General features: G+C 74.6%; 12 protein-coding genes and 2 pseudogenes. 8 read left to right on the top strand and 6 right to left on the bottom strand.

Features of this window, described 5'->3' with window-relative positions; all coding sequences use genetic code 11:
* The first annotated feature begins 18 nt into the window (after positions 1 to 18).
* The 6 genes and pseudogenes from E4N63_RS07665 to E4N63_RS07640 all read left to right on the top strand — a co-directional run bounded on the left by E4N63_RS07665 (position 19) and on the right by E4N63_RS07640 (position 7,592).
* Positions 19 to 879, top strand: a complete 861-nt coding sequence (locus tag E4N63_RS07665) for an ABC transporter ATP-binding protein (RefSeq protein WP_230240296.1) — start codon at positions 19 to 21, stop codon at positions 877 to 879.
* Positions 876 to 1,853, top strand: coding sequence for an iron-siderophore ABC transporter substrate-binding protein (locus E4N63_RS07660; protein ID WP_230240295.1), 978 nt, complete (start codon positions 876 to 878; stop codon positions 1,851 to 1,853). The genes E4N63_RS07665 and E4N63_RS07660 overlap by 4 nt, the downstream gene beginning before the upstream one ends.
* A 3-nt stretch (positions 1,854 to 1,856) precedes the next feature.
* Positions 1,857 to 3,919 (top strand): annotated as a pseudogene (locus E4N63_RS07655) (iron ABC transporter permease).
* Positions 3,920 to 4,000: 81 nt separating this feature from the next.
* A complete protein-coding gene (locus E4N63_RS07650) occupies positions 4,001 to 5,545 on the top strand; it encodes an NAD(P)-binding domain-containing protein (protein ID WP_230240294.1) in 1,545 nt (514 codons plus the stop codon).
* On the top strand, positions 5,538 to 7,049 hold the full coding sequence (locus E4N63_RS07645; RefSeq protein WP_230240293.1) for a class I adenylate-forming enzyme family protein: 1,512 nt from the start codon (positions 5,538 to 5,540) through the stop codon (positions 7,047 to 7,049). The genes E4N63_RS07650 and E4N63_RS07645 overlap by 8 nt, the downstream gene beginning before the upstream one ends.
* A 90-nt stretch (positions 7,050 to 7,139) precedes the next feature.
* Positions 7,140 to 7,592: a peptidoglycan-binding domain-containing protein gene (locus tag E4N63_RS07640; RefSeq protein ID WP_125621704.1), complete on the top strand. Its 453-nt coding sequence runs from the start codon at positions 7,140 to 7,142 to the stop codon at positions 7,590 to 7,592.
* A 134-nt stretch (positions 7,593 to 7,726) separates the two neighbouring features.
* On the opposite strand, the gene E4N63_RS07635 is transcribed toward E4N63_RS07640, so the two are convergent.
* Genes E4N63_RS07635 through E4N63_RS07620 form a run of 4 tightly spaced genes read right to left on the bottom strand, consistent with a single transcriptional unit; the run spans position 7,727 to position 13,060 of the window.
* A complete protein-coding gene (locus tag E4N63_RS07635) occupies positions 7,727 to 8,980 on the bottom strand; it encodes a cation:proton antiporter (RefSeq protein ID WP_125621706.1) in 1,254 nt (417 codons plus the stop codon).
* Positions 8,977 to 10,383 carry a cytochrome P450 gene (locus E4N63_RS07630; RefSeq protein WP_230240292.1) on the bottom strand — a complete coding sequence of 469 codons (1,407 nt, stop codon included), beginning with the start codon at positions 10,381 to 10,383 and terminating at the stop codon, positions 8,977 to 8,979. The genes E4N63_RS07635 and E4N63_RS07630 overlap by 4 nt, the downstream gene beginning before the upstream one ends.
* A complete protein-coding gene (locus E4N63_RS07625) occupies positions 10,380 to 11,450 on the bottom strand; it encodes an alpha-hydroxy acid oxidase (protein WP_230240291.1) in 1,071 nt (356 codons plus the stop codon). The genes E4N63_RS07630 and E4N63_RS07625 overlap by 4 nt, the downstream gene beginning before the upstream one ends.
* Positions 11,447 to 13,060 (bottom strand): NAD(P)-binding domain-containing protein, encoded by a 1,614-nt coding sequence (locus E4N63_RS07620; protein ID WP_125621710.1) that lies wholly within the window; start codon positions 13,058 to 13,060, stop codon positions 11,447 to 11,449. Before E4N63_RS07620 ends, E4N63_RS07625 begins: the two co-directional genes overlap by 4 nt.
* 62 nt (positions 13,061 to 13,122) lie before the next feature.
* Here E4N63_RS07620 and E4N63_RS07615 point away from each other — a divergent pair, with 62 nt between their 5' ends.
* Positions 13,123 to 14,721 (top strand): aromatic amino acid ammonia-lyase, encoded by a 1,599-nt coding sequence (locus E4N63_RS07615; protein WP_230240290.1) that lies wholly within the window; start codon positions 13,123 to 13,125, stop codon positions 14,719 to 14,721.
* A gap of 100 nt (positions 14,722 to 14,821) precedes the next feature.
* Here the strand turns inward: E4N63_RS07615 and E4N63_RS07610 are convergent.
* Together E4N63_RS07610 and E4N63_RS07605 are read right to left on the bottom strand one after the other, a co-directional pair.
* A pseudogene (locus E4N63_RS07610) lies at positions 14,822 to 15,838 on the bottom strand (sensor histidine kinase); the annotation flags it as partial.
* Positions 15,839 to 15,957: 119 nt separating this feature from the next.
* Positions 15,958 to 16,638 (bottom strand): response regulator transcription factor, encoded by a 681-nt coding sequence (locus E4N63_RS07605; RefSeq protein ID WP_308188662.1) that lies wholly within the window; start codon positions 16,636 to 16,638, stop codon positions 15,958 to 15,960.
* A 275-nt stretch (positions 16,639 to 16,913) separates the two neighbouring features.
* Between E4N63_RS07605 and E4N63_RS07600 the strand changes: the two genes are divergently transcribed.
* Positions 16,914 to 18,050, top strand: coding sequence for a sensor histidine kinase (locus E4N63_RS07600; RefSeq protein ID WP_125621712.1), 1,137 nt, complete (start codon positions 16,914 to 16,916; stop codon positions 18,048 to 18,050).
* Positions 18,051 to 18,207: the final 157 nt, after the last annotated feature.

The raw sequence follows: 18,207 nt of genomic DNA, 5'->3' as shown, positions 1-18,207 counted from the left end.
TAGGCTAACCTGTGTCGCGTGTCCGGTGGTGAAGAGATATCCGCGACCCCGAGCCCCCGTGGTCATCAACTGACGGCCACCGGGGTCACCGTGGCGTACGACGGCACCGACGTCGTGCACGACGCCTCGATGACGCTGCGGCCCGGTGAGGTCACCGCCCTGGTGGGCCCGAACGGAAGCGGTAAGTCGACACTCCTGCGCACGATGGCGCGTCTGCTGCGGCCCAGGACCGCCACGCTCGTCCTCGACACGGACACCGACGGTCTCGCCCTGAGTTCCCGCGAGTTCGCGCGCCGCGTGGCCCTGCTGACCCAGGGCCGCCCCACCCCCAGCGGGCTGACGGTGCGCGACGTCGTCGAGTTCGGCCGCTACCCGTACCGGGGCCGCTGGGGCAGGGCGGACCCGGACGGCCCCGCCGCGGTGGACCGCGCACTCGCCATGACGGGCGCGTCGGAACTCGCCGACCGCGGCGCCGAGCACCTCTCCGGAGGGCAGCTCCAGCGGGTCTGGCTGGCCGGCTGCCTCGCCCAGGAGACCGGCGTGCTCCTCCTCGACGAGCCGACGACCTACCTCGACCTGCGCTACCAGGTCGAACTCCTCGACCTGATCCGCGACTTGGCGGACGACCACGGGATCGCCGTCGGCACGGTCCTGCACGACCTGGACCAGGCCGCGGCCGTCGCCGACCGGATCGTCCTGCTCGACGAGGGACGCATCGCCGCCGAGGGCCCGCCCGAGGACGTCCTGACGCCGCGGCGGCTCACCGAGACGTACGGCATCCGCATCGACGTCGACACCGACCCCGTCACCGGCCGGCTGCGCACCCGCGCCATCGGCCGGCACCACACGCGAACCGAAAGGCTCAGTGCCACCCCATGAGACGCCTCCTCCTCGCCGCGGTCACCGCCGCGGCCCTCACCCTGACCGCCTGCGGGACGACCGAGCCCGCCGCCGACGGCACGGCGGAGAAGACCGCCGAGCGCATCACCCTCACCGACGCCTCCGGTTCGGAGGTCGAGCTCGACGGGCCCGCCGAGAAGGTCGTCGGCACCGAGTGGAACATCGTCGAGAGCCTGATATCGCTGGGCGTCGACCCCGCCGGCGTCGCCGACGTCAAGGGCTACAGGACCTGGGACACCGCGGTCCCGCTGAAGAACGAGCCCAAGGACATCGGCACCCGGGGCGAGCCCAGCTTGGACACCATCGCCGCCCTGAAGCCGGACCTCGTCGTGGCCACCACCGACCTGCCGCCGGCCGCCGTGAAGCAGCTGCGCAAGATCGCCCCGGTCCTGGAGGTGCGTCCCGCCGACGCCTCCGACCCGATCGGGCAGATGACCGAGAACCTCGACCTCATCGCCGAGGCCACCGGCACCACCGAGCGGGCCGGGAAGCTGAAGAAGGAGTTCGACACCAAGATCGCCGAAGGGAGGAAGGCCCTCGCCGGCGCCGGTCTCGACGGCGTCCCGTACGCCTTCGCCGACGGCTACGTCGTCTCCAACCAGGTCTCCATCCGGCCGTTCACCAGCGGCTCGCTCATCGGCGCGGTCAACGAGAAGCTCGGCCTGGAGAACGCCTGGACCGTCAAGGGCGACAAGGCCTACGGCCTCGGCACCACCGACGTCGAAGGGCTCACCGGGCTGGACGACGACGTGCACTTCGCCTACATCGGCAACGACGGCGACAAGAACAGCAACCCCTTCGCCGGCGCCCTCGCCGACGACAAGGTGTGGACCTCGCTGCCGTTCGTGAAGAAGGACAACGTCCACCGGCTGCCCGACGGCATCTGGATGTTCGGCGGCCCCGAGTCGATGAACCAGTACATCGACTCCGTCGTCGCCGCGCTGACGCGGTAGCCCGTGACCGTCACCGCGACACCTCCCGTCACCCGTCCGGCGGCGGCACCGTCCCGGACGGGTGCGGCCGCGGTGACGGCCGCACTGCTCCTGCTGGTCACCGCCCTCGCGCTGGTGGACGTCACCGAGGGCACGGCCGCCGTGGGCGCCCCCGAGGTCTGGAAGGCGCTCACCGGCCGGGCCGACCCCGCCGACGCGTCCGTCGTCATCGCCTCGCGGCTGCCGAGGACGGCCGCCGGGCTGCTCGTCGGAGCCGTGCTCGGGGCGGCGGGCGCCGCCCTGCAGGCGGTCAGCCGCAACGTCCTCGCCTCGCCCGACACCCTCGCCGTCAACGCCGGCTCCTACCTGGCCCTGGGGCTCGCCGCCGCCACCGGCGTCTCGCTCCCGCTGCTCGCCTCCTCCGGCGTGGCCTTCGCCGGCGGTCTCGCGGCGGCGGCCGTGGTGCTCGGGCTGTCCGGCCTCGGCTCCGGCACCGTCCGCCTCGTCCTCGCGGGCAGCGCTCTCACCCTCGGCCTCACCGCCGTCACCCAGGGACTGCTCCTGCTGTTCCCGCGGGAGACGGAGGGCCTCTACGCGTGGAACCAGGGCAGCATCGCCCAGAACGGTTTCGACGGCGTCCTGCAGACGGTGCCCCTCGCCGCCGCCGGGTTCGCCGGGCTGCTGCTCCTCGCCCACCGGATCGACGCCCTGGCGCTCGGCGACGACGCGGCACGCGGCCTCGGCGTCCCGGTGCGGGCCACCCGCATCGGCGCCGTCGTGCTCGCGGCTCTCCTCTCCACGGCCGCCGTCACCCTCGCCGGGCCGATCGGCTTCGTCGGCCTGTGCGCGCCCGCCCTCGTCCGCCCCTCGCCCGCCGGTTCCGCACCTTCGCCCGGACCCGTGCCGCCGTTCCCCTGGCCGGCCTCGTCGGCGCCGCCCTGGTGCTCGGTTCGGACGTGGTGCTGCGCACGGCCGTCGAGGCCGACACCGCCGTCGCCGTGCCGACCGGCGTCGTCACCGGCCTCCTCGGCGCCGTCTTCCTGATCGTCATGGCCACCCGGCTCCGGGACACCTCCGGCGCCGCGGCCGACCGGGTGCGCATCAGGAGCCGGGCCGTCTTCCTCACCACCACGGCCGTTCTCGCGGCCCTGCTCGCCGGCGTGGTCATCGCCGCCGTCCTGCTGGGAGACGCCAAGCTGCTGCTGGGCGACGTGACCAACTGGGCGCTCGGCCGCGCCGGGCAGACCACCGGCTTCGTCCTCGACACCCGGGTGCCGCGCGTCCTCGCCGCGCTCCTCGCGGGCGGGGCGCTGGCCCTGTCCGGAACCCTCGTCCAGGCCGTGACCCGCAACCCCCTCGCGGAACCCGGCATCCTGGGCGTCTCCCACGGGGCCGCGCTGGGCGCCGTGCTGCTCGTGACGACGGTGCCGGCGGCCGGGGCGTGGAGCGTGGCCGGAGCGGCCTTCGCGGGCGCCGCGGTCAGCGCCGTTGTCGTCTTCGGGCTCGCCGCGCGCGGCGGGTTCCGCCAGAACCGGCTGGTCCTCGTCGGATTCGGCGTCGCCACCGGAACGGGCGCCCTGATCAGCCTGCTCATCGTGCTGACCGACCCCTTCAACGCGACGAAGGCGCTCACCTGGCTCTCGGGCTCCACCTACGGCCGGACCCTGCCCGACGTGGTCCCGCTCGCGGCAGCCCTCGCCGTGGGCCTGGCCGTCGCGGCCGCGCGGCGCACCGAGCTCGACCTCGTGTCGCTCGACGAGGACACCCCGCGCCTCCTCGGGCTCGGCCTCGCACGCGGGCGCCTCGGCTTCCTCTCGCTGAGCGTCCTGCTCAGCGCCACCGCCGTCGCCGCCGCGGGCACCATCGGCTTCGTGGGGCTCGTCGCCCCCCACGCGGCCCGCGCCCTCGCCGGCCGGCGGCACGCCCGGGTCGTCCCGGTCGCGGTGCTCCTGGGCGCCGTCCTGGTCTGCACCGCCGACCTGGTGGGCCGCACCGTGATCGCGCCCGCCCAGCTCGGCGCCGGCCTCATGACCGCCGTGATCGGCACCCCGTACTTCCTCCACCTGCTGGTGCGCACCCGCCGGTAGCCGCGCCGCCGCAATCGTCCCGCCGCCCCGCCGTCGCCGAATCTCAGAGCGCTCTGAGGTTCCGTCGCTAGCGTCCCCCGCATGGTGCGAGATTTCCTGATCATCGGGGCCGGACCGGCCGGACTGCAGCTCGCGGCCCTCATGGAACGCGACGGCCGCGACTACGTCGTTCTGGAGCGGGGGAGTGGACCGGGGACGTTCTTCACCCGGTATCCCCGGCACCGCCGACTCATCTCGGTCAACAAGGTGCACACCGGGTACCCGGACCCGGAACTGAGGCTGCGCATGGACTGGAACTCGCTGCTCAGTGACGATCCGGAGCTTCTCTTCACGCGCTACAGCGAGCGCTACTTCCCGCACGCCGACGACATGGTGCGCTATCTGGCCGACTTCGCGGACCGTACCGGTGTCCGCGTCGAGTACGGCACGGAGGTCGTCCGCGTCTCCCGTTCGGAGGACGGCTTCACGGCGCTCGACGGTGGCGGACGGGAGTGGCGGGCGCGGCGGATCGTCGTGGCCACCGGCGTCTCCGCCGTCAACGAGCCGCCGATCCCCGGCATCGGACTCGCCGAACGCTACGACACCTTCGACCCGGACCCGGGGTCCTTCACCGGTCAGCGGGTGCTGGTCATCGGCAAGGGCAACTCCGGCTTCGAGACGGCCGATGCCCTGATGGAGAAGGCGGCGGTGATCCACGTCGCCGGGCCGCACTCGGTGCGGATGGCCTGGCAGACCCACTTCGTCGGACATCTGCGGGCGGTGAACAACAACTTCCTGGACGGCTACCAGCTCAAGTCGCAGAACGCGGTGCTCGACGGCAGCGTGGAGAGCATCGAGCGGACCGGCGACGGCCGGTTCCGGGTGATGTTCCGCTACGCCCGGACCGCGGAGCGACTGCGCGAACTGCACTACGACCGGATCATCGCGTGCACCGGCTTCCGCTTCGACGCCTCGGTGTTCGACGCGGACTGCCGTCCCGCTCTCGTCATCGACGACCGGTTCCCCGAGCAGACCTCCGCCTTCGAGTCGGTGAACGTGCCGGGCCTGTACTTCGCCGGAACGCTGACACAGCAGCGGGACTTCAAGAGGTCGACCAACGGCTTCGTCCACGGCTTCCGGTACGGGACGCGCGCCCTGCACCGCATCCTGAACGCGCGGTACCACGGCGCGCCGTGGCCGGGTGAGCCGCTCGCCGCGGCGCCGGAGGCGATCGCCGACGCGATCACCGCCCGCGTCAACCGCTCGTCCGCCCTGTGGCAGCAGTTCGGTGTCCTCGGCGATGTCGTCAGCGTGGACGGCGACCGGGCCCGGTACGAGGAGGAGGTCCCGCTCGACTACGTCACGGACGGCCTGCTCGGTGGAGCGCCGCACCGCTTCACCGTCGATCTGGAGTACGGGCCGGACCACGACCAGGCCGACCCGTTCGACGCCACCGTGCCCCGCGTCGCGGAGAACGACGCAGACCACGCGATGGACTCCACCTACCTGCACCCCGTCGTCCGCCACTACCGCGACGGCGTCCTCTCCGGCACCCACCATCTGGCGGAGAACCTGGAGAACGACTGGAACATCCCGGTGGTCCACCAGCAGCCGCTCACCGCGTTCGTGAAGGGCTGTCTTGGCTGAGCAGTTCCCCGGCGCCGTCCTGGATCTCCTCGGCGCGGCGGGGGACCGGCCGGTGTTCGAGCACGCCGGCCGGGCGGTCTCCGGGGACGAGCTGCTCGGTATGGTGCGGCGCGCCGCGGGCTGCCTGCGGCGGCACGGCGTGGGGCCCGGCGACGGCGTCGCCATGCTGCTCGGCGTCGGGCCCGGGGCGTTCGCGGCGATCACCGCCGCGCACACGGTCGGCGCCCGCGTCGTCGGCGTGCGGCCCGGGCTGCCCGAACGCGGCCGGGCCCGGCTGCTGCGGGACACCGGTGTCACGGTCACCGACCGCGCCGGCGGCCCGGACGCCGCGCGGCCCGGCCTCGTCCTGCCGCTCGGTGAACTCCTCTCGGCGCCGGACGACGGCCGCCGGCCGCGGGTCGCGGGCCGCCCGCGGGACGTGGCCCGGCTTCTCCACACCAGCGGCAGCACGGGCGTTCCCAAGGCGTGCGCGCAGACGTACGCGGCGATGACCGCGGCGTGGGCACTCCGGCCGGACGCCTGGCCGCCGGCGATCCGTGAACTCGCCGGGCGCATGGACCGGTTCCTGGTGTTCGGCACCCTGGCGAGCCAGGTGATGATGGAGTACGGGCTGCTGGCCCTCGCGGCGGGCGGCACCCTCGTCACCGCCGACCCGCCGGACCTGCCCGGCGCGATCGTGCGGCACCGGGCGACCGCGAGCGTCATCACCGTGCCCCGGCTGGTGAAGCTGGTGGCGGACCAGCGCGCCTCGCCCGCCGATCTGAGCAGCCTGCGCGCGCTGATGGTGTCCGGCTCCCCGCTGGAGCCGGGACGCCTGCGCGAGGCCACGGACGTGCTGGGTCCGGTGGTCTTCCACGGCTACGGCCAGACCGAGACCGGCATGATCTCCATGGCCACCCCGTCCGACGCGCCCGGCTCGCTCGGCGTGCCGCCCGTCGAGCTGGAGGTCCGGGACGGCTCCGGCCGCCCGGTCCCGCCCGGCACGGACGGCGAACTGTTCGTCCGCACCCCGTCGCAGAGCACCGGCTACTGGCGCGAACCGGGCCTCACCGCCGAGGTGTTCACGGACGGCTGGGTGCGTACCCGCGACCTCGGCCGGCTCGACGCCGGCGGCCGGCTGTGGCTCACCGGGCGGACCCGCGATGTGATCATCGTGAACGCCGAGGTGCACTACGCCGGACCGGTGGAGCGGCTGCTCGCCGGTCATCCGGCGGTGGCCGAGGCGTATGTCGTCGCCGTCCCCGACGACGGCACCGGGGAGGCCGTGCACGCCTTCGTCGTGCCCGCCGCCGGTGCCGTTCCGCGCCTCGACGAGCTGCGGGCGCTGGTCGCCGGGGAACTGGGCGGGGCGTGCGCGCCGACCCGTCTGACGCTCATCGACGAGGTGCCGCTCACGCCCGCGGGCAAGCCCGACAAACGGCGGTTCACGGCGCTCCGGGGCCGGTCCGGCGACCCCTCCCCGCTCGGGCCCGGCCGCTTCCGGCATGGTGATCAAAGGCCGTGAAAACCCTCACAACCGGCATCACTGGTTCACAAACGGTCGGCAGTAGTGTCGTTGCCGTCCCAGTCAGTCCAATCTTGGGGGAAAACGCACATGGCATCGAACGCCTTAACGAAGGCCCTGTTAGGGACCCTCACCGCCGCCGCCCTCGGCATCGGCACCCTCGCCGGCGCCACCACGGCCACCGCCGCACCCGCCCAGCAGGTCCCCACCCGGACCGTCACCGTCCAGGCCGTCAACAACCTCGGCCTGACCACCGCCGAGGCCCGGAGTGTCCAGTGCTACGTCCGCGACGCCGGATTCAGCCCCGGCACGATTGACGGACAGCTCGGCACCAACAGCTGGAAGGCCTGGCAGCGCTTCCTCAACAACCGCGGCTTCAACGCCGGAACCGTCGACGGCGTCGTCGGACCCAACACCATCCGCGGCCTCCAGCGCTTCCTGACCTACATCGGCTACGACACCGGCGGCATCGACGGCATCGCCGGACCCAAGACCAAGGCCGCCTGGAAGGCGTTCTCACGCCTCGGCGGAGGCTGGTGCTGACCACCGCGCCGTGCTGACCACCGCGTCGCCGCGCAAGGCGGCGTCCCGCACCGCGTAGCAGTGCCCGGGCCCTCCGGTCTCCGCATCGGCGGAGACCGGAGGGCCGCGGGCGAGCAGGGGGCGTGAGTCCTGCCCTAAGCCCCGACGGCATCCCGCACCGTGCCCCGCGGGGCTCGTTCGCGCCGGTCGAGGAACGCCAGCAGCGGCGGCGCCATGACGGTGGTCACGATGGCGACCACCACCAGGGCGCTGAACATCGCCTGCGTCACGATCCCCGCCGCCAGACCGAGGTTGAGCGCGATCAGCTGCATCAGACCCCGCGCGTTCATGAGTGCCCCGACCCGCAGGGCCACCCCGTTCGGCTCCCCGGCGGCCCGGGCGGCGAGCCAGCAGGCGCCGAACTTCCCGGCGACGGCGACCACCACGCTCCCCGCGGTGAACAGCAGCACCGAACCGTCGCCGAGCAGGGCGAAGTCGGTGTTCAGCCCGGAGTAGGTGAAGAACAGCGGCAGGAACACCGCGCCCACCGGTTTGAGCGCGGCGACCGTGTGGTCCAGCCGCTCGGAGCGCGGGAACACCACGCCGAGGCTGAACGCGCCGAACACCGCGTACAGCCCGATGACATCGGTGTACCAGGCCGCCAGGAACAGGGCGCCGACCAGTACCGGCAGCAGGTTCTCCGGCGCCGTCCGGTCGGCGAGCAGCGAGGTGCGGTCATGCAGGCGGAGGAACACCGCCATCGCCACCAGGAGGCCGAACGCGCCCGCGACGGCGATCGACACCAGCCCGGCGCTGCCGGCGGCGATGCTGAACACAGCGGCGAGGAGCACCCACGCCACGGCGTCGTCGACGGCACCGGCGCCCAGGGCGATCGACCCGAACCGGCTGCCGGTCAGGCCCCGTTCACTGATGATGCGGGCCAGCATCGGGAACGCGGTCACGGCGAGCGCGACGCCGGTGAACAGGGCCGACACCACCAGCGGCACGCCCTCGGCCAGGACGCCGCTGCGCTCGCCGGCCACGACGACGAGGGCCGCGCCGAGCAGCACCGGGACCAGCACCCCGGCCGCGGAGATCAGCCCGACGGGCCGGGCGACGCCGCGCAGCCGGTCGACGCGGAAGTCCCAGCCGACGTGGAACATGAACGCGACCAGGCCGATCTGCCCGACCACATAGAGGACCGGGCGCAGTTCCCCCGGGAAGAGACCCGCCTCCACGCCGGGGAGCAGGGCGCCGAGCACCGACGGGCCGAGGACCACCCCGGCGAGCATCTCGCCGACGACGGGCGGTTGCCCGAGCGGGCGCAGCAGCCGGCTCACGAGCCGGCAGACGGCCAGGATCACCACGACGGAGAGGAAGAAGGCGGGCGCGAGCTCCGCGGGCGTCATCCGCCTTCCCCTTCCGGGCGGCCCGGGACGGGGCGGGCGACCGGGCAGCGCGTGGCCGGCCGCTCCTCGAAATGGCGTGCGGCCGGCCGCAGCCGGCGGGCGTGCAGCACCATGACCGTGCCGAGAACCAGTTGGCGCACGCCCCGGGTGACGTCCTCGACCCCGTCCCGCAGCCGGAGATACGTCCGCAGCGCCCCGAGCCGGCGGGCCCCGGGGGAGAGGCCGCGCGGAATCAGCAGGCAGGGGGCGCGGTGCGGCAGGGATCTGGTGTGCGAGGCGGTGGAGTCGAGCCGGTACCGGCCGAGCACCTCGCGGACCGCGGCCCGCAGCACCACCGGGGACAGCCGCCACGCCGGGCAGGGCCGGTTCGCGGCCACCCCGAACGGGATGTGGTGGGCGTGCTTGGCGGACAGGGTGGTCCAGCGGTCCGGGTCGAACACCTCCGGCCGGTCGTATCCCGTGGCGTGGTAGCCGGGGTAGCTGAAGCACACCACGGAGCCGGCGGGCAGCACGGTGTCCGCGTCGAGGGGGATCTCGCCGGTGGTGATGCGGTGTGCGATGCCGAACAGCGGGTAGAGCCGCATCGTCTCGTCGAGCACCCGGGTGAGGTACCGCTCGTCCGAGGGGTCGGCCGACAGGCGCTGCTGCACCGGGTGGTGGCGGGCGAGGGCGAGCAGGACGTGCGCGGTCGCCTCGGACAGCTGGACCACGGCGGTGTTGAAGAAGGTCCCCTGCAGATAGTGCACCTGTTCCCCGGGCGTCAGTGTCTCCGGCAGCCGGTGCGGTACGTCGCCGGCCGCGACCCGTGCGTGCAGATACGCGGTGAGCCGGGCCCGGCGCCGCGGATGGCGCAGGCCGGTGCACTTCAGGGCGGTGACCACGTCGTTCGCGTGCGCGGTGATCAGCTCGCGGGCGTGCGGCGGGCACGGCTCCCTGAACACCAGTTCGTAGCAGAAGGCGGCCCACGCGGGCATCACCAGGTCCCGCAGCCGGACGAGGCTGATCCGGGTGTCCGGCAGCGCGTCCAGCACCTGCGCGACGGCGCGGCCGGCCGCCGCGGCGAGACCGGCGGAGTTCCCGGTGAGGATGCGGCGGGTGGCCGCGGCCACGTCCTCGTAGCGCTCGCCGGCCTCCAGGTGCTCCTGGTGCACCTCCGGTCCCGGGGACAGCCAGTACCAGAACAGGTCGGACAGGCCTGCCCCCGCGCTTCGCCCGTTCGCGGACGGATGGCAGTACACCCGCTCGAACACCTCCGGCCCGTACCCGGCGCCCGGCAGGGTCACCACCCGGTCGCCGTTGACCTTCTCGAAGATGCGCACGCGCAGCGCCACCACGCCGCGCGGCAGCCACCAGCCGTCCGCGGCGGCCCTCTTGGGCTCTCCGCTCACCCCGTCTCCGCTCACCACGTCTCCTCCCTCCGGACGACCATGTCCCCGCGCAGATCGGCGTTCCGGCGCCCCCCGCACAGGGCGAGCGTGTGGTCGTACTCGTCGCGCAGCGCCGTGAGGACCCGCCGGACCCCGGCCTCGCCCTCGGCGGCCAGGCCCCACACCACCGGCCGCCCGACGCCCACGGCCGACGCGCCCAGCGCGAGCGCGACGGCGATGTCCCCGCCCCGCCGCACACCGCCGTCCAGCAGGACCGGGACGCGGCCCGCGACCGCGCGGGCGACCGCGGGCAGGCAGTCCACCGCCGCCGGGACGGTGTCGCACTGGCGGCCGCCGTGGTTGGAGACGATCACCCCGGCGGCGCCGTGCTCGACGGCCAGCAGCGCGTCCCGCGGGTGCAGAACCCCCTTGAGCAGGACGGGGAGTGCGGTCATCCGCCGGGTGCGGTCGATGTCCCGCCACGAGACCGCCGGGGACATGGCGATGGCGGCGGGCCGGCCGGGCGGGGCACCGGGCAGGCCGCGCATGTTCTCCGCGGCGTATCCGGGCGGCAGGTCGGTGAACCCGTTGCGCAGGTCCCTGGTGTGCCGGCCGAAGACCGGTGAGTCGACCGTGAGCACCAGCGCCGTGCACCCCGCGTCCTCGGCACGCCGGACGAGCGTCTCGGTGACGTCGCGGCGGGGGTTCGGATAGAGCTGGAACCACACGGCCGGGTCCGCGGCCGTCTCGCGCGCGGCCGCGACGACGTCGGCGACGGCCGTGGTCGCGGCCGTCCCCGTGACCAGGACGGCTCCCTCGGCCGCGGCGGCGCGGGCCGTGGCGCGTTCGCCGTGCCGGTGCGCCAGCCGGTGGAACGCGGTCGGCGCGACGACCACGGGGGACGCCCCCGGGGCCCCCGGCAGGCCGACGGCGGTGTCCCGCTCCTCGCTGCCGCGCAGCACCCTCGGCAGCAGCGCGTACCGGTCGAAGGCCCGTTCGTTCGCGGCGAGGACCCGCTCCTCGCCCGCGCCGCCCGCCACGTAGTCGTAGGTGACCGGGTCCAGAGCCGCGCGGGCCGCGTCGTGCAGCTCGCGGAGCGTCACGGCACCACCCGGGCGTGCGACGGGGCCACCGGGGAGGCCGGGTTCGCGGGGGCCGCCGGGCGGAGCCGGCCGGTCAGGAAGGCGCGGAGCGGGGCGCGGTGGATCTCCTCGCTGTCCCACTCGTTCTCCAGGTTCTCCGTGAGGTGGTGCTCGGCGGTGAACTCCCCGCCCCGGTACCAGCGGAGGACCGGGTGCAGATAGCGGCCGTCGAGCCCCCGCACGTCCTGCTGGGACGTGCGGCCCGCGCGGACGTCGAAGGGGTCCACCCGGTCGTGGTCGGCCCCGTACTCCAGGGTGATCACCGCGTGGGCGGCCACCTCCCCGAAGTCGCCGGCCCGGACGGCGTCCGGCACCTGGCCGACCGGGACCTCCTCGGCGTAGCGCATCGTCCCGTCGGGGGCGGTCAGCAGCAGGTCGCCGAGGACACCGAACTGCTGCCACAGCGCCGAGGACCGGTTGACGCGGGTGATGACCGCGTCCACGGCCCGCTCCACGGTGTCCCCGAGGTCCGTCACCGGCCAGGGCTCCCCGTGGTGGCGCTGCCGCAGCACCCGGTGCAGGGCGCGGACCGAGTAGCGGAAACCGTGGATGAAACCGGTGGTGGCCTTGCGGAACTCCCGGGCCTGCATCAGCGTCCCGGCGAAGTACAGACCGGGCACGTCGACCGACTCGCCGACGGGCGTCACGGCCGGGAAGCGCCCGTTGACCGCCAGCCCGGGCCGGCAGCCGTCGTCGAACAGCGAGGCGTCGAAGCGGAATCCGGTCGCGACGATCACGCGGTCGTACCGGATCTCCCGGACCGCCTCGTCGACCCGCTCGAAGGCGACCGGCACGCGGTACCCGTCCGCGTCGCGGCGGACGGCGAGCACCCGGCCGTCGAGGACCGCGTTCTGCGACTTGAGCTGGTAGCTGTCCAGGAAGTTGTTGTTCACCGCACGCAGGTGCCCGACGTAGTGCGACTGCCACGCCAGCCGCAACGACCCCGGGCCGACGACATGGATGACCGCCGCGGTCTCCATCAGGGCGTCGGCCGTCTCGAAACCGGAGTTGCCGCGGCCGATGACGAGCACCCGCTGCCCGGTGAAGGACTCCGGGTCCGGGTCGAAGGTGTCGTAGCGTTCGGCCAGTTCGATGCCCGGGACCGGCGGCAGATACGGCAGGGACACCCCGGTGGCGGCCACCAGGCGCCGCGCCCGCCACGTCCGTCCGGTGCGGTCGAGCGCCGCGAACCCGTCGTCCGAGCGGGAGACGCGGACGATCTCGGTGCCGTACTCGACGCGCGCCCCGGTCCGGTCCGCGAAGTCCGCGAGGTAGCGCACCATGGTGTCGGCCGGTGGGAAGTACCGTCGGCTGTAGCGGGTGAACAGCAGGTCCGGATCGTCGCTCAGCAGGGAGTTCCAGTCCATCCGCAGCCGCAGCTCCGGATCCTCGTATCCGGTGTGCACCTTGTTGACCGAGATGAGTTGACGGTGCCGGGGGAACCGCGTGAAGAAGGTGCCGGGACCACCGCCGCGCTCCAGAACGACGTAGTCCGCACCGTCCCGCTCCAGGAACGCGGCGAGCTGCAGCCCCGCGGGTCCCGCTCCGATGATCAAATAGTCGTACGCCATGGCCCCGGAAGCTATCCACCGCATCTCAGAGCGCTCTGAGATTGCCCCGTTACGTTTCCGCCGTGCTGACCACCACGGACACCGTCCCGCTCACCGGCCCCCCGGACTCCGCCGCCCTGCGCCGCGCGGCGGCACCGCTCACCGTCACCGTCGACGACGAGGTCCGCGCACGCGTCACCCGGGGCCGCCGCTTCTTCCACGCGGCACGCCACGGCAACGGCAGCGGCGGCGGGGACCGACGGATCTACGGCGCCACCACGGGCTTCGGCGCCCTCGCCGGATTCGCCGGCCGCGCCGACGAGGCCGACCAGTGCGACAACACCCTGGCGCACCTCGGCGCGGGCCAGGGCCCGGACCTGCCGCCCGGCATCGTCCGGGCCGCCCTGCTGCTGCGCACCTCGTCACTCGCCCGGGGCCTCTCCGGCGTGTCCGTCGAGGTCGTCGAGCGGCTCGCCGCCATGTTCGCCACGACGTTCTGCCCGGCCGTCCCCCGCTACGGATCGGTCGGGGCGAGCGGCGACCTGATCCCCCTCGCCTACGCCACCCAGGCGCTGCGCGGCCGCGGACACGCCTACCTGGACGGCCGCCGGATGGCGGCCGCCGCCGCGCTGGCCGGAGCCGGACTGCGCCCGCTCGCCCTCGACGGCCGCGACGCGCTCGCGCTCGTCAACGGCACCTCCGTCACCACCGCGGCCACGGCACTCGCCCGCGACGCCGTCCGGGCCGCGCACCGCGCCCTCACCGCGCTCACCTGCCTGCTGGCCGACGTGCTCGGCTGCGACCCCGGCTTCCTCGACGCCGACCTGATGCGCGCCTACGGTCACCCCGGCGCGGTCGACGTCGCCGCGCGGATGCGCCGGACGCTCACCGGCACCGCGCCCTCCGGCACCCGCCCCCTGCAGGAGCCGTACAGCATCCGCTGCGCCCCGCAGCTGCTCGGCGCCGCGGAGGACGCGCTGCGTTACGTCGACGGCGTGGTCGCCGCCGACCTCGGCGGCGTCAGCGACAACCCGCTGTTCTTCCCCGGCGGCACGGGGAGGGGCGGCGGGGACGGCACGGCGGCTGAGGGCAAGGTGGTGCACGGCGGGAACTTCTTCGGGCAGCCCGCCGCGTTCGCCGCCGACGTGCTCGCCTCCGTCACCGCCCAGCTGGGCAACCTCGCCGAACGCCAGCTCGACCTGCTGGTGGACCCGGCGCGCAACGGAGGGCTGCCGCCGATGCTCGCCACCACCCCGGGCACCCAGCACGGCCTGCAGGGCGTGCAGTTGGCCACCACCGCGTTCGTCGCGGAGATCCGCCGCGCCGCGGCACCGGCCGGCGTGCAGAGCCTGCCGACGAACCTGCACACCCAGGATGTCGTCCCGTTCGGCACCCAGGCGGCCCTGCGCTCCCATGACATGGCGGAACTGCTCGGCCTGCTGTGCGGGTCGCTCGCGCTCGGACTGCGCCAGGCCGTCTACGTCGGAGCCCGCCGCCCCACCGCGCCCCGGTGCGCCGCACTCCTCGACGCCCTCAGCGAGGCGGTGCCCCCGGTCGACCCGGACCGCCCGCTGGACGCGGACGTCCGCGCCGCGGCAGACCTCCTCGCCACGCCCGGCCTCCTCGCCACGAGCGGCTCCCCGGCCACGAGCGCACCGCCCGCCACGGGCGACCGGCCCTGACCCGCCGCCACCGGCCCTTCGGGGCGGGCGGACGCCCGGACTCGGGAAGCCGGATGGTGAACCGCGCGCCCCGCCCCGGGCGGCCTGTGGCGGCGACCGTGCCGTGGTGGCCGGCGACGATCTCCTTCAGCAGCGCCAGCCCCAGCCCGTACCGGCCGCCGTCGCCGCCGCGGTGGAAGCGCTGGAACAGGCGTTCCGCCTCGGCCGGGTCGAAGCCGGCCCCGGTGTCCGTGACGGTCAGCTCGACCACGCCGCCCGCCCGCGCCAGGGACATCTCGATCCGCCCGCCCGGCGGGGTGTGCCCGATGGCGTTGGCCAGCAGTTCGCCGACCGCGCGGCGCAGCGCGGACTCCACCCCGTCGACGTACAGGCGGTGTGGCGGCCGCGCCACGACCACGGTGAGCCCGCGGTCCCGCGTCCGGTCGGCCTCCTCGGCGGCCACCGACCGGGCCAGTTCGGCCAGTTCGACCGGACGGCACTCGGACCGCCGTGCCGGATTCGCGCCGAGGCTCGCCGACAGCAGCAGATCATCGATCACCTCGCCGAACCGGCCGACCGAGCCGACCAGCCCGGCCAGCCCGTCACGGTGCGGGGCCGGCAGGTTCTCGGCGGCCGCCTGCCGTGCCAGTACCTGCGCCTTCGTGTACACCCGGGTGATCGGGGTGCGCAGCTCGTGGCTGGCGTCCGTGACGAACCGGCGCTGCCGCGTGAGCGCCTCGGCCAGCGGGGCCACCGCCCGGCGCCCGAGGACCAGCCCGGTCAGGGCCGCGGCGACCAACCCCACGAGCTCGGCGACGCCCAGGGCGGACCACAGGTGGGCGCGGTCGGCCAGCTGGAAGCGCAGATCGAACACCGCCTGGACCACGGCGCCGTCCGCCCGCCGCTCCGTGCGCACCAGATAGATGGTGTGGTTCCGCTCCACGGTGCGCTCCACGGCCCGGTGGGTCCGGCCCACCCGGTCGACGTCGGCGCGCAGGGGGAAGCCGGCCGGGGCGTTCGCCAGCGGCTCCACCCCGGCGGCGAACAGCCAGGTGCACACCGGCGGGCTCGACAGGTCCCCGTACTGGGCGCCGTAGCGCAGCTCCCGCCACACCTGGTCGTTCTGGGCGCGCACCATCACCGTGTGGGCGATCCCGCCGATGGCCGTGACCAGGAGCGTGATGATCCCCCCGGTGACGAGGGCGATCCGCAGCCGTGCCCGGCGCACCGCCGCCCACTCCGTCTTCGCCGACGCCCTCACAGCGACCCCAGCCGGTAGCCGAGTCCGCGGACCGTGCGCACCACCTGCCGGCCGAGCTTGCGGCGCAGGTAGTAGACATAGGTGTCGACGATGGAGGACGCGGGCGCCTCCTGGAACACCAGCCGGCGCAGCTCCGGCCGGGAATGGACGAGGTTGGGGCGCGAGGCCAGCGCCCACAGCAGGGCGAACTCCCGTGCGGCGAGGGCGATCCGCTCACCGTCGGCCAGTTCGACCTCCCGGGGGCCGACGTACAGCCGGCCCGAGCCGATGCGGAGCACGTCGGTCGCGTCGCGCCCTCTGCGGCACAGGGCCCGTAACCGGGCGCTCAGTTCGTCGAGTTCGAACGGCTTGACCAGATAGTCGTCGGCGCCGGCGTCGAGCCCGTCGACCCGGTCGTGCACGGTCCCCAGCGCGGTCAGCAGCAGCACCGGGGCGCGGACCGCCCGGGACCGCAGCCTGCCCAGCAGGTCGAGGCCGTCCAGCGCCGGCAGCCGCCGGTCGACGACCAGGGCGTCGTACCGCCGGGTCAGACCGAGGTGCAGGCCCCGCTGCCCGTCGGTCGCGACATCGACGGAGTAGCCCTCGTCCCGCAGCACCCCGGAGAGCAGGGACACCAGCTCCCGGTCGTCCTCGATCAGCAGCAGCCGCCACGGGTCCCGCGCACGTCCCTGTGCCACCGTCCCACTCCCCTTCACCTCCCCGCCGCCCCGCCAACGACCGGGCCCGGCACGGAGATTCCCGGATCCGGGCGGGGTGCGGCCGGGACGGGGGCCCGACCGGCGGGATCGCGCCACCGCGCGGTAACCCGTCAGTCGCCCCGGGCGGCACGCCGCCGACGCGGCGGTCCCCTCCCGGCCGGGGCCGCACCCCCGGGCGCAGGACGATCCGGTCCCGCCGGCGGCCCGCGGCACGGACGGTGGACGCCCGGCGGACCGGCCCCTAGGTTCGCCGCATGGGAGACGTCTCGCGCCGGCGCCTGATCCTCCTCGACGCGGCGGCCGCACTCGGGTTCGCCCTGCTCCCGCAGTTGTCGGTGCTGCGGCCGGACACCGGCGGCACACCCGGCGGGCTCACCGCCTGGCTGCTCTCGCTCGCCGCCGCGCTGCCGCTCGCCGCCCGCCGGCTGTGGCCCGTCCCGGTCCTCGCGGCCGTGCTCGCCGCCTCCTGTGCCGCTCTTGCCGCCGGTCTCGGCCCGGCCGTCCTCCTCGCTCCCGCGTACGCGCTCTACCCGGTCGCCACGACGCGGCAGAGACGGCCCGGGCGGTCGGCCGTCCTCATCGGCGGGGCCAGCGCGGGCGGCGCGGCCCTGCTGGCGGTGACGGGCGGGCAGGCGTACGAGGGCGGGACCCTGGCGGTGCAGCTGCTGTTCGGCCTGCTGGTACTCGGCGCCACCTGGGCCGCGGGGACGGCGGTCCGGGAGCGGCGGGAGAGCCTGCGCCGGGCCATCGAACAGGCGGCCGAGCAGGCGAAGACCGAGGAGCGCATGCGGATCGCCCGGGACATCCACGACGTCGTCACGCACAGCGTGGGCCTCATCGCGATCAAGGCCGGTGTCGCCAACCACGTGGTCGCCACGCGTCCCGAGGAGGCGCGCGAGGCCCTGACGGTCATCGAGGAGGTCAGCCGCAGGGCACTGCGCGACATGCGGGCCACCCTCAAGGTGCTGCGCCGGGAGCCGGGCGGGGGAGCGCAGGACCTCCGGCCGGTCCGCGGCCTGCCGGACCTGCCCTCCCTGGCCCGCACGGCCGAGGCGGCGGGTGTCCGGGTCGACCTGCGGACCGACCGCGCGGAGGAACCGCCGGACGGCGTGGCGCTGGCGGCGTACCGGATCGTGCAGGAGGCCCTGACCAACGTCGTCAAACACGCCGCCCCGACCCGGTGCCTGGTCCGTGTGACGGCGCGGGAGGGCGTACTGACGATCGACGTCACCGACGACGGCCCCGGGCCCGGGCGCCGGGCGGCCGTGCCCGGCGGTGGCATGGGCCTCGTCGGGATGGCGGAACGGGCTGCCGCCCACGGCGGGACCCTCACCGCCGGGCCCCGCCCGGGTGCCGACGGCTTCCGGGTCCTCGGGACACTGCCCTACTGACCTCCGTTCCCCGGCGTGCGTCCCGGCGTCCGTTCCGGCGCGCGCCTCTGGCATGCGCTCCCGGCATGGCCCCCGGGCACGGGCTCCAGGTATGGCCGAAACCGCTCTCATACCCCGGTATGGGTCCGTCCCGGGAGAGCGGCCCGGCCGCTCCCGA

The organism is Streptomyces sp. MNU89, assembly GCF_020982505.1.
GTDB lineage: Bacteria > Actinomycetota > Actinomycetes > Streptomycetales > Streptomycetaceae > Streptomyces > Streptomyces xinghaiensis.
The sequence above is the reverse complement of the archived record's forward strand: the minus strand, read 5'-3'. Positions and strand labels throughout refer to the sequence as shown.